This window comes from Dialister invisus DSM 15470 (assembly GCF_000160055.1).
GTDB lineage: Bacteria > Bacillota > Negativicutes > Veillonellales > Dialisteraceae > Dialister > Dialister invisus.
On sequence record NZ_GG698602.1, the window covers coordinates 1,543,106 to 1,555,096 of the forward strand.

At 47.5% G+C, this 11,991-nt stretch carries 8 protein-coding genes; 7 read left to right on the forward strand and 1 reads right to left on the reverse strand.

Annotated features, from left to right (window positions below; all coding sequences use genetic code 11):
* Positions 1 to 58 precede the first annotated feature (58 nt).
* Genes GCWU000321_RS07665 through GCWU000321_RS07680 form a run of 4 tightly spaced genes read left to right on the forward strand, consistent with a single transcriptional unit; the run spans position 59 to position 4,594 of the window.
* Positions 59 to 1,669: a hypothetical protein gene (locus GCWU000321_RS07665; RefSeq protein ID WP_007070623.1), complete on the forward strand. Its 1,611-nt coding sequence runs from the start codon at positions 59 to 61 to the stop codon at positions 1,667 to 1,669.
* Entirely contained in the window at positions 1,666 to 2,790 is a 1,125-nt protein-coding gene (locus GCWU000321_RS07670; protein WP_007070624.1) for an ABC transporter substrate-binding protein, read from the forward strand. Before GCWU000321_RS07665 ends, GCWU000321_RS07670 begins: the two co-directional genes overlap by 4 nt.
* Positions 2,787 to 3,818, forward strand: a complete 1,032-nt coding sequence (locus tag GCWU000321_RS07675) for a FecCD family ABC transporter permease (protein ID WP_007070625.1) — start codon at positions 2,787 to 2,789, stop codon at positions 3,816 to 3,818. Before GCWU000321_RS07670 ends, GCWU000321_RS07675 begins: the two co-directional genes overlap by 4 nt.
* Positions 3,815 to 4,594: an ABC transporter ATP-binding protein gene (locus GCWU000321_RS07680; RefSeq protein WP_007070626.1), complete on the forward strand. Its 780-nt coding sequence runs from the start codon at positions 3,815 to 3,817 to the stop codon at positions 4,592 to 4,594. Before GCWU000321_RS07675 ends, GCWU000321_RS07680 begins: the two co-directional genes overlap by 4 nt.
* Positions 4,595 to 4,872: 278 nt before the next feature.
* Here the strand turns inward: GCWU000321_RS07680 and GCWU000321_RS07685 are convergent, their stop codons facing one another.
* Positions 4,873 to 7,038, reverse strand: a complete 2,166-nt coding sequence (locus GCWU000321_RS07685) for a TonB-dependent receptor (RefSeq protein WP_007070627.1) — start codon at positions 7,036 to 7,038, stop codon at positions 4,873 to 4,875.
* A 338-nt stretch (positions 7,039 to 7,376) separates the two neighbouring features.
* On the opposite strand from GCWU000321_RS07685, the gene GCWU000321_RS07690 reads away from it, so the two are divergent.
* The 3 genes from GCWU000321_RS07690 to rd all read left to right on the forward strand — a co-directional run bounded on the left by GCWU000321_RS07690 (position 7,377) and on the right by rd (position 11,537).
* On the forward strand, positions 7,377 to 10,805 hold the full coding sequence (locus tag GCWU000321_RS07690; RefSeq protein WP_007070629.1) for a pyruvate carboxylase: 3,429 nt from the start codon (positions 7,377 to 7,379) through the stop codon (positions 10,803 to 10,805).
* 193 nt (positions 10,806 to 10,998) lie between these two features.
* Positions 10,999 to 11,370 carry a desulfoferrodoxin family protein gene (locus tag GCWU000321_RS07695; protein WP_040382051.1) on the forward strand — a complete coding sequence of 124 codons (372 nt, stop codon included), beginning with the start codon at positions 10,999 to 11,001 and terminating at the stop codon, positions 11,368 to 11,370.
* Positions 11,371 to 11,372: 2 nt separating this feature from the next.
* Positions 11,373 to 11,537, forward strand: a complete 165-nt coding sequence (gene rd, locus GCWU000321_RS07700) for a rubredoxin (protein ID WP_007070631.1) — start codon at positions 11,373 to 11,375, stop codon at positions 11,535 to 11,537.
* Positions 11,538 to 11,991 lie beyond the last annotated feature (454 nt).

The following is an 11,991-nucleotide window of genomic DNA, read 5'->3' on the forward strand; positions in this document are numbered from 1 at the left end:
TACTTATAATAAAATAAAATGAATTGGCTATTAAATAAATTGATAAAAAGAGGATGGTATGAAAGAAATTTGTGCGGGCGCCGCAGGAGAAGAGCTGGCGATGGATAAATTTTGGGGGCGGAAAGATGTGCTTTTACTGGTGCCCGGATCGCTTCCTTGTCTTCGTGGTGTATACAGCCATGCGCTGAAATTGGGAAAGCTGCATCAATTTAGATATATTCGGATGACAAATGATTCCTATGTCCTTGGCACAGCAGAGAAGCTTATACGGGATGAAATCCGCCGCAGTGCTTTGAGAAAAGGAGTTAAAATCATTATTTTGTACCTTTCCTGCCTAGACATTCTTATTCGGATTGATTTCAAAGATATTGAAACGAAAATGAGCAAGGAAACTGGATGTATCGTGAAATGTTTTTTTCGAGGACCTTTGGCGAAAACGGATCAAGGCGATCATTTGTCAGCAGAAGAACTGCTGGACGTGTTTCCCTTGGAAGAGTTAGAAATAGATGATGAGGAGGATTTGCCGCCTCCTATGTCCGATGCGGCAGGTATTTCAGATTGGCTTCGTGCTGATGGATATGCGAATGCTCTCATAACTCCTGCAGGATGCAGGAGTTGTTTGCGGGATATGGATATGGAGATGGGGCAGCGGCATGTCTATTATACGGAGACAAAAGGAGCGGATTATATTTTTGGATTTGAGGATACTGTAGAAAAACAAACAGAAACGATATACAGGGAAAAGAAATATGCTCATGTGGGGCTTATTGGTTCCGCTGTACCATCCTTTATGGGATTTGATGAAGCAGGAGTAATTAGGGATGAGCGCACGGTGTATTTTCCATCAGACGGATTTCATGATGCTGTGAGCGGCGTATCTATGGCGCAGCTTATGACAGTAAAGGAGAGTAGTTTTTCGGATAGGGCGAAGGGAAAATATGTGGAAGTCCTAGGGTACAGTCCTCTTTTGTGCGGTGGACAAAAACAGTATGCCCATTGTCTGTCTTTTATCAAATCGTTGGGGTATGAAGTGCTGTTTTCCGGACAGTCCCCGGAACGAAATGAGCGCCCTTCGTTGGTCTGGGTAGTATCTTCAGCGGGGATAATGGCAGGAGAATGGATTCGGGATACATGGAATGTGCCTTTGTTGATTTCTGTTCCGGTGGGAGATCATGCTTTTTCTACATGGAAGAAAAATGTGGCGGAAATGATCGGAGGCACTAAAGAAACACGAACACTCCAAATTCATAATAATATGGTTCCTATGCGATATGAAGAGCGAATGATTTTTGTGGGAGATCCTCTCCATACAATGGCAATGGCGCATTATTTTTGGCATGAAGGTGTAAGGAATGTATGCCTTGCTGCGTACGGATGGACAAAAGAGGTGGAAAGGATCTATCAAAGAGCGCCCGGTAGTGAGAGGATACAAATTTTTAGGGATAAGGAAGAGTTACGCGCTTTGTGCGAAGATAAGGATATTGTTGTGGCGGATCCTTTGCTGGCAAGAGTTATAGAAAAGAAACGAATCGTGCCGTTTCCATGGGGACTGTTTTCTGGAAGGATGATGCTTACGGAAGAAAGCGGTGCTTTAGGGATACGGATGGAAAAATTGCTAAAGCATTGTCTGGCGGCTATGGATAGGTATAGAAAGGAGAAGAAAACATGAGAATCGCAAAAATAAGATGGCTTGCAGGCTGTTTATCGGTGTGTCTTTTGCTCTGTGGAGCGATAAGGCTGTGGGGGAATGAAAGAAAGCCGGCAGAGCAGGGAGCGGCGGCAGAAGCTCGGGTTATTACAGATATTGCCGGAGATCAGGTGAAAGTGCCGCAAAAGGTACATAAGATTGCTGTTACCCCTCTTCCGTGGGCATCAGTAGTGTACGCGATTGATGGCGGGGCGGAAAGATTAGGGGCTATTCATCCGGGAGCGATGTCTGCTTATCAGGGACATTTTCTTTCAAAAATGGATAAAAATTTCGGAAAAATTAGCACACAAAACATCAATCAGGATTTTTCTGTTAATATAGAAGGATTAGCAGAAGCAGGAACTGATGCTGTTATTCTGTGGAAACACCAGGAAAAGGACGCAGAAAAACTGAGGCAGATGGGAATTCCGGCAGTACGGATTTTCAATAACAATGTAGACAGCCTGAAAAAGAGTTTCCTCATCGTTGGAAAGCTGCTCGGTAAGGAAGAACGGGCCGCTATGGTAAACGCGTTTTATGATAACGCTTATAAAGATATCATGAAGCATAAGAGTGAAGTGGAAAAAGCGGATAAGCCTGTCGTACTCTTTCTTAGAAATAAGAAACTCCGCTTGCAGGGAAATGATAATTTCATGAGAGAAGCCATTGAAATCGGCGGCGGAGAAGTAATGACGGCGTCCATGGGGCAGACGGAAACCAATAGCGGAACGATCACGATGGAAGAAATATACCAAACGAATCCGGATATGATTCTTCTTAGTAATTTTGATTCCTTTGTGCCGGATGATATCTACGATAATCGGATCCCCGGGCAGGATTGGAGCTCTTTGAAAGCGGTAAAAAACCGCCGTGTTTACAAAGTCCCGATGGGAATCTACCGTTGGGATGCACCCGGTGTGGAAACGCCCCTTATGATGAAGTGGATAGCGAGCCTTTTACAGCCGGAGATTTTCAAAGATATCCATGTACGGGAAGACACGAAAGCTTTCTTCTCCGATTTCATGAAATACAACTTGACGGAAGACGACTTGTCGGTGATTTTTGCTGATGACGCCAATCAAAGGAGTGTGCCGTTCAATTGAATTTAAAGAAATATCTGTCGGACAGAGGATATGGGGCGGCATTCTTTCTTTTTTGCGGACTGCTCGTGGTGATGGCGGTGGTGAGTATAGGCTGGGGACGGCTTTATATTTTGCCCGTTCATGTAGTAAAAATCGTACTAAGCTCTGTTTTCTCCATCGAGCAGACATGGACAGATCAGGCGGCAAGCGCGATCTTTATGATTCGTCTGCCCCGCGTGCTTTCCGCGATGATGATCGGCGCAGCGCTCGCGCTATCGGGGGCGGCGTACCAGAGCGTCTTCAAAAATCCGCTCGTGGCACCTGATATGCTTGGCGTATCTTCCGGCGCCTGCGTCGGGGCGTCCCTTGCCATTCTCTTGGGGTTGCCTTCCATATCTGTACAAATCGGCGCTTTTATCGGTGGAATCCTTGCGGTCATTTGTGCCGTGTCCATTCCGAAAATCATCGGAAAAAACTCCATAATCATGCTCGTCCTGTCAGGCATCATCGTAAGCGGGCTCATGAGCTCCGTTTTGGGGATCATCAAGTATTTGGCGGATTCGGAAACGCAGCTTCCCGAAATCACTTATTGGCAATTAGGCTCGCTGGTGAATGTGATTTGGGGAAATATCCTGTACAGCGGTATCCCCATTCTGCTTTGTGTTATTTTTATGTTTCTGGTTCGCTGGAAAATGAACATACTGACCTTAGGAGACGTAGAAATCCATATGCTGGGGAACCGCTCGGCGTGGCTCCGCTATGGTATTATCCTCACAGCTACTGTACTGACAGCCTGCTCAGTGTGCATAAGCGGTACTATCGGGTGGATCGGTCTCGTGATTCCACACTTTGCCCGCATGCTTGTAGGTGCAGATAATCAAAAACTCATTCCCTTGTCGGCGGTGCTTGGTGCGGTGTTTCTTCTTTTCATTGATACAGTTTCCCGTGCGTCGATGAGCGCGGAAATTCCCTTGAGCATTTTGACGGGATTGATTGGTGCACCGTTTTATTTCTATCTTTTGGTGAAAGAAAGGCTGGCATTGCGATGAATCTGTGTGTGGAAAACCTGTCCTATTCTTTCGATGGGGTACATGATTTATGGAAAGACGTGTCGTTTGCAGTAGAGAAGGGCGATATTTTTTCTATTATGGGTGCCAACGGAGCGGGCAAATCCACTTTGCTCCATACGGTGATCGGATTTCTGCGTCCAAAGACAGGGCAAGTGTATTTGGAAAACGAAGGGCAGAAAATATATGCCGATACGGCGCCGAAACTCTTTACGGAAAACATCGGTTATGTTCCCCAGCTCTCCGATACGGCGTATTCCTTTGCGGTCAAAGACTATGTGGTAATGGGACGGTCGCCCCATATGGGGCTTTTCTCCCAGCCGTCGGCAAAAGACAGAGAAATGGCGGACGAAGTGATGCAGGATATGGGAGTCTATGAAATCCGAAATCGAAGATTCAATACACTCTCCGGCGGACAGCAGCGGCAGGCGGTCATCGCGCGGGCAATTGTGCAGGAACCGCATCTGATCATAATGGACGAACCTACCAACCATCTGGACTACGGAAATCAGTTCCGAGTGGTGGAAATGATTGAAAAGCTCTCCGAAAAAGGGATCACCGTCATTCTTACCACGCATATGCCCGATCAGGCGCTCTACTTGGGGCATCGGGCAGGGATCCTGTCGAACCGGAAGCTTTCCGTGGGAAACGCGAAAGACATCATTACAGAAGAAGCTTTGGAAGAAATTTATCGTGTCAAAGTGCGTCTCTCCTATGTGGAAGAAGCAAAACGGATCGTCTGCATCCCTGGTATCTAATCACATAAAAACGCGGCCCTATGTACCGACACCTAAAAGGGAACCGCGTTTTTCTATTGGTTTGACAATGCAAACGGAAAATGGATAGCAGTTTTTCTCTAATCGCTAAGCGTCATTCTGGGCGTCAGCGAAAAATCTATTGCTTGTATGACGTAAAAGGGGAATGTCCTGCTGTGCTCTTGAAACTCGAAGAAGCTAACAGCTTATTGCTAATTCTCCAATCACCGACATCCGGCTCCTGATTACCGACCACCATCTTCCGACTTCTGTTTATTGCATCAAAAATCAAAGGAAGCGGAGAGGACATAGGTACGGGGCATGGAAAGCATCAGCTTATTTCCCTGACCGGGCTGACTTCTCCAATAGTTTTTATCAAACACGTTGTATACGGAGGCACGGAGAGTGACAGGGGTTTTGCCGAATTGTGTTTTATAGGAGGTAAAGAGGTCGAATGTGGTAAAGGATGGGTAGGACAGTTCTCTTCTGTTTGTGCCGATGATGACGCCTTTGCTTTGATATTCCATGCGTCCTGTAATGCTCCAGTTTTCATTTGGCTTGTACTCTACGCCGAGGACAGCGTTCCATTTAGCGGATCCGTCCGTGGGAAGACCATCGTTGAGCCCCCCTTGGGTGGATTCCTGCCGCGCGTGGAGGTATTCAAACCCGCCGAAAATATTCCATTTATCAGAAAGACTTCCGTTGACGGAAAAGTCGATGCCTTTGTATCGGTTGCGGCCGTCCATTTTATAATAGGTCTTGCCGTCTGCCTCTACATCAATGGGATTGGGCTGATCCATGTCGAAGTAGGAGAGTGTGTAAAATACATTGCCTGCCCGGTGTTTGACGCCAATTTCTTTTTGTGTCAGCTTCATTGGTTCCAGGAGGTCACCGTCGTTTTCATAGCCGCCGTACACAGGGGTGCTTCGGGATGTAGATTTGGCGTAAGCCGCGTAGAAAGAGGTGTCTTTATTTGGGTGGTAGTTGATGCCGAATGTGGGAGCGTAGCTGTCTGCTTTATTCTTGTTTTTCGGCGCTTTTCCGCGGAAGTTTTCATGACGTCTTGTGCCTGCGGCCAAGATATTCCATTTGCCGATGGTCATGTTGTCTACGATATTGATGCTGGTATCCATTTCCTGTAGCATGAACATTTTGGTGAGCGATTTGGAATCATCCCAGCTGTACATTTTTGGGGAAAACTGTATGCCGGTATAAATATTTCCAAATGCCAGATTGTCGGCAGGCTTGCTTACCTGTTTATTGTTATTGTAATGGACACGGTAAGCTCGGTCGATAGAAAGCGACAGATCATGTTTCACAGCGCCAGTTTGGAAATTAGCTTTCAGACCTGTTTGGCCGTAGCGGTTCTTCATGAAGAAATATTGGGACCAGAGTTTATTTTTGGATAGATTGCCTTCCCCATCTAAAATAATTTGGCCTTGGAAGATGAAACGGCGTACGGTAGTTTCGTTCATGCCGGCGTTCAAGAACCAGCTGAGATGGTCATTTATCTTTTTGTCATGGTTGACAGTCAGTTGATAGCCGTAGACATTCTGGTGCATGTAGTGCGGGTCGTCATAACTTAAGGATGCGTCCGGGGCGGAGGGGATTTGCAAGGCGTTTCTTAAGATGGAAAATCTTCGTTCTCCGCCATAAATACGGTAGTCATAGTAACCGCCGAAAATATTGGTTTTGTTCCTCTCTGTTTCATGAGAAATATCGACAAACAGGTTTCTCTTCTTGGAACCGGCGCCGCTGATGGAAGACAGTCCGCCGCGGTCATATTGTCCGTACATTCTGATGCCCCATGATTGATCACCGCCCAAATGGTTTCGGCTGATGTCGATATATTCGCCCCAATCGCCATATCCGCTGAAGGTCTGTGTATAGCGGGAAAAATTGGTTTCCGCAGGTTTTTTTGTGTAGAGGTAAATCGAGCCGGGCTGACCGCCGTCAGGACCATTGTACGATTGAACGGAACCACTCAGGGTGGCTGCCGGTCCGATTACAACATCGGCATGGTCAATGGTATTCGGTTCAGGGCCGGCGCACATGATAAAGAATCCGGGGATATTGTTCAGGTATAAAGAGGCGCCGTTGGCGCCGATCCCGCGGATAGAGAAGTCTGTCTTGATAGGAGAGGTGCCGGTGCGAATGGAGGGCACGTTAGCAAGCACTTGATCGATCTGGCGGGTGGGCATCACCATGGCGGCAATGGACTTCTGTGAAAGGCTTTGGGCTGTGTAGGGCACGTCCATAATATCTTTTTCGCCTGATAGCCCCAAGTTGGTGTTTTGTCGGACGAATCCGCCTGGCATTGTTCCCTTTTCTTCGATGCGATTAGCGGTCACCACTACTTCGTCCAGTTGAGTGACGGGCGCCGCGGTGCCGGAATTTGTTCCGACTAAGGTTAAAAATATCCCAAAGGATAATATCTTTTTTCTCATAATAAGGCTCTCCTTTTTTATTTACTAATAATTTCTAATCAACTATTATGCTATGTTAAATTTAATTTTTGCACAATTTAAAACTAATGAAATGACACTTTAGTAAATATGAAGTGTTTACAGAGCTCCGCCGCTTTTTTTTACATAAAGATTTTTTGGAGAGATTTTGCAGAGCGCGGAAGAGATTATTTTCTTTCGGGGAAAAATACAAAGGGGAGATTAAAATTATGTAGACATAGTTTTTTCTATTGAAATGTACATCGGCGCTTAGTAAAATAAAAAATATATATGCCATTTTTATCTGAAAGAATGCAATCGACACATAGGGGGAGTTGCTTATGAGAAAAATCCGGAAGGTCCTGGTGGCCAACAGAGGCGAGATCGCCATCCGTGTATTCCGTGCCTGCAATGAGCTGGGTATCAGGACGGTGGCTGTTTATTCCAAAGAAGATGTACTGTCTCTTCATCGGAACCGTGCTGACGAAGCGTACCTGGTGGGGGAAGGGGATAAACCGATCGATGCTTACCTGGATATAGAGGATATCATCCGTATCTGTAAGGAGCATCATGTGGACGCAGTTCATCCCGGTTACGGATTCCTTGCGGAAAATGCGGAGCTGGCCAAACGCTGTGAAGAGGAAGGCATTATTTTCATCGGGCCGCGTGTGGAACATCTGATCATGTTCGGTGATAAAGTGAATGCCCGTATCCAGGCGGAAAAAGCACAGATCCCCATGATTCCCGGCACAAACGGTGCGGTGGAAAGCTTTGATGAGGTCAAAGCTTTTGCCGAGGAATACGGTTTCCCCGTCATGATCAAAGCGGTCAACGGCGGCGGCGGGCGCGGCATGCGGAATGTGGACCGCATGGAAGATCTGGAGGAAGCGTATCACCGCGCGAAATCGGAAGCGAAAATGGCTTTCGGCAGCGACGAAGTGTATGTGGAAAAATGTATCATGAATCCGAAGCATATCGAGGTACAGATTCTCGGTGATGAAGCGGGACATGTCATTCATCTGTTTGAACGTGACTGCTCTATCCAGCGCCGCCATCAGAAAGTGATTGAAATGGCGCCCGCCTGGTCGCTTCCGCAGAAGCTGCGCGAAGATATCTGCAGTGCCGCCGTCAAATTGATGAAGAATGTCAATTACCTCAATGCGGGGACGGTGGAGTTCCTTGTGGATCAGGATGAAGAGCATTTCTATTTCATTGAAGTGAATCCCCGTGTGCAGGTGGAACATACGGTAACGGAAATGATTACCGATGTGGATATCGTGAAGACACAGATTCTCATTGCCGAAGGCTATTCGGTGGATAGTCCGGAGGTGGCGATCGGTCTGCAGCCGACGATCTGGTTCAAGGGTGTGGCGATCCAGTGCCGCATCACGACGGAGGATCCGCAGAACGGTTTCATGCCTGACACGGGCAAGATTATCGCCTACCGTTCCGGCGGCGGCCCCGGTATCCGTCTGGACGCTGGTACGGCGTATACGGGAGCGGTGATTACTCCTTACTATGATTCACTCCTGGTCAAAGTAACGGCCCATGCGCTCCATGCGAAAGACACAGTGCACAGAATGCTCCGCTGCCTTGATGAATTCCGTATCAGCGGTGTGAAGACAAATATATATTTCCTTCAGAATATGCTCCGCACGAAGGATTTCCAGGAAGGTCTCTGTGATGTCAATTACATCGACCGCCATCCGCAGCTTCTGGATGAACCTGAAGCAATCAGCGACCGCGGTACGAAGCTGCTCCGCTATATCGGAGATATCACTGTCAACGGCTATGCCGGGGCGGGCGCGAAGGAAAAGCCCGATTTCGCTCCGGCAGCGCCTCTTTCGGCAGAGGGGGAAACAGTACCCCGCGGCACAAGGCAGATGCTGGAAAAATGGGGGCCGGAAAAATTTTCCAAATGGGTCATGGATCAGAAAGAACTGATGATCATGGACACGACATATCGTGATGCCCACCAGTCGCTTTTGGCGACCCGTGTGAGGACACACGATATCATGAACGCGATCCGTTACACCGCATGTCATGTGCCGCAGCTCTTCTCTTTTGAAAACTGGGGCGGCGCGACATTTGATGTGGCTTATCGTTTCCTTGATGAAAGTCCCTGGGAACGGCTTCGCCGGATGCGTGAAGCAGCGCCGAACATCCTTTTCCAGATGCTCACCCGCGGCGCGAATACGGTAGGATATACGAATTATCCTGAAAATGTGGTCCGCCATTTCATTGATGAAGCAGCAGACAACGGGATTGACGTGTTCCGTATATTCGACTGTCTGAACCAGCTGAGCCACATGACGATTTCCATTGATGAAGTCCGCAAGAAGGGCAAACTGGCAGAAGCGTGCTTCTGTTACACCGGGGATATCATGGATCCGAAGCGGCAGAAATATTCTTTGAAATATTATACGGATCTGGCGAAGGAAATGCAGAATGCCGGTGCCAACCTGATCGCTGTCAAGGATATGGCGGGACTTTTGAAACCGGAAGCGGCATACGCTCTTGTGGCGGCGTTAAAAGATGCTGTGGATCTTCCGATACACCTCCACAGCCATGAAGGCGGCGGACTGACGCTGTACAGCTATGCAAAGGCGGCGGAAGCCGGCGTGGATATTGTCGATGTGGCGACAGGCGCGCTTTCAAACGGTACGAGCCAGCCGTCCATGACGGCGCTGTACTATGCGCTCCAGAACAATCCCCGCCAGCCGAAACTGGATATCGAAGCCTTGGAAACGATTGACCGCTACTGGCAGGGCATCCGTCCCTACTATGCAGGGGTGGACAGCCGGATGGCAAGTCCGAATACCACGCTTTTCCAGCATGAAATGCCGGGAGGGCAGTTCTCTAATCTCCGCCAGCAGGCGACTGCGGTGGGACTGGGAGACCGCTGGCCGGAAGTTTGCCGCATGTATGCCAGAGTGAATATGATGTTTGGCGATATTATCAAAGTAACGCCGTCGTCTAAGGTGGTCGGTGATATGACACTCTTCATGGTGCAGAACCATCTGATGGAAGAAGATATTTATGAGAAGGGTGCGGCCCTTGATTTCCCGCAGTCCGTGGTTGATTTCTTTGATGGGAAACTGGGTGTTCCTTACGGCGGATTCCCTGAAAAGCTGCAGAAGATTATTTTGCGCGGGGAAGAACCTCATCTGGAATCTCATCCGCAGGATGTGGACTTCGCCGCGGTGAAAGCAGAAATGAAGGGCAGGCATATGTCCACGCGGGAAGAAGATATTTCCTCTTACTGTATTTATCCGAAAGTTTTCAGTGATTATATGGACCGCTATCATCAGTATGGCGACCTGTCCGTCCTGGATACGCCGACGTTCTTCTTCGGGATGAAACCGGGCGAGGAAATCCGAGTGAATATAGAAGAAGGGAAGATGCTCCTTATTCGTCTTGACGGGATCACGAAACCTGACGGAGAAGGAAACCGCCGTATCCAGTTTGAGCTGAACGGCATGCCCCGTGAAATTAAAATTCATGACAGGCATGTGGCGGAATCTGCAGTGACCGCAAGGAAAGCGGATAAGGATATTCCCGGCGAGGTAGGGGCGACCCTGTCGGGATCCGTCGTGAAAGTGCTTGCGGAAAAAGGCGGGCATGTGAAGAAAGGAGAGCCGGTGATTGTCACAGAAGCCATGAAGATGGAAACGACGATCACCTCACCGGTGGATGGCATTGTGAGTGAAATTCATGTGAAGGCGGGCAGCCGTATCGAATCAGGCGACCTTCTCATGGTGATTGAATAAGAGATAAAGCGGAGATAGAAATATAAAAAGAGTTCTTTCCTGACGGAGAGAACTCTTTTTATATGGGATTCAGGAAAAATGGAAAAAGGTAGGGAAGTTTCCTGAAAGCGGTGATATAATACGAATGGAGTATTTCAGGAAGAATCCTGAAAAAGAAAGTTTGCCAGGCGGATGCCTGGGAGAGGAGCGGATTATGAAATTTTATCGTTGTAAAAAGTGCGACAAAGTAGTCACTGTTCTTGGAGAGTGTGCGGAAGACATGTTCTGCAAAAATGCGGAAATCGAAGAATTGATTCCCAATACTACGGATGCTGCCGGTGAAAAGCATGTTCCCGTCATTACGAAAGACGGATCGAAAGTGCATGTGGAGGTCGGCTCTGTGGAACATCCCATGCTGGACAACCACTATATCACCTGGATTGTTCTGGAAACAAAGACCGGAAGCCAGCAGGTGGATTTGAAGCCGGGCATGAAGCCGGTGGCTGATTTTGTTCTTGCTGAAGGGGATGAAGTCGTAGCGGCTTATGAGTATTGCAATTTGCACGGACTGTGGAGAGGAGAATAGACATGAAAAAATATGTATGCAAAGTTTGCGGATGGATTTATGATGAAGCTTTAGGGGATCCGGACAACGGAATTGCTCCGGGAACCAAGTGGGAAGATCTGCCTGACGATTTCAAGTGCCCGCTCTGCGGTGTCGGGAAAGACGACTTTGAGATCATGGAAGACTGATCGGTGACGGACAAACTGCAAGAATGAAAACTCCTTCTCTGGCAGAGGGAGTTTTTTTATGGATCATTTTTTTAAGCCTTCATAGAGGAACGGGTTTTGTTGCAATAGAGAGAATTAAATGATAGAATAAATCGGTAGCATATTTTACAGGGAAAAGCAAGAGGAAAATATTAAAATAAAATATTTCAATAGCAAATAAGTTTTTATCTATAACTAAAATATTTTTATAGAAAGATATAGAAAAAACATTTTAGGTGAAAATGGATTTATATTGCAGAATGTTTTTCGCTCGTGTAAAATTATGTTTTACAGTCTCTATTTATATATAGTGAGAAGGCTCGCGGAGAAAAGAGGAGCCCGGCTCAAATCGGGAACACTGATGAAGTACAGGATATTTTGTGGCTTAATCGGTGTTTCCTTGGCCTTGTCCTCTTTTCATCCCTGTTCCCATGTG

What these genes read in the sequence shown, in the direction of transcription:
- GCWU000321_RS07690 (WP_007070629.1), top strand. Translation starts at nt 7,377, where the DNA reads ATGAGAAAAATCCGGAAGGTCCTGGTGGCCAACAGAGGCGAGATCGCC.
- GCWU000321_RS07680 (WP_007070626.1), top strand. Translation starts at nt 3,815, where the DNA reads ATGAATCTGTGTGTGGAAAACCTGTCCTATTCTTTCGATGGGGTACAT.
- GCWU000321_RS07665 (WP_007070623.1), top strand. Translation starts at nt 59, where the DNA reads ATGAAAGAAATTTGTGCGGGCGCCGCAGGAGAAGAGCTGGCGATGGAT.
- GCWU000321_RS07695 (WP_040382051.1), top strand. Translation starts at nt 10,999, where the DNA reads ATGAAATTTTATCGTTGTAAAAAGTGCGACAAAGTAGTCACTGTTCTT.
- GCWU000321_RS07685 (WP_007070627.1), bottom strand. Translation starts at nt 7,038, where the DNA reads ATGAGAAAAAAGATATTATCCTTTGGGATATTTTTAACCTTAGTCGGA.
- GCWU000321_RS07670 (WP_007070624.1), top strand. Translation starts at nt 1,666, where the DNA reads ATGAGAATCGCAAAAATAAGATGGCTTGCAGGCTGTTTATCGGTGTGT.
- rd (WP_007070631.1), top strand. Translation starts at nt 11,373, where the DNA reads ATGAAAAAATATGTATGCAAAGTTTGCGGATGGATTTATGATGAAGCT.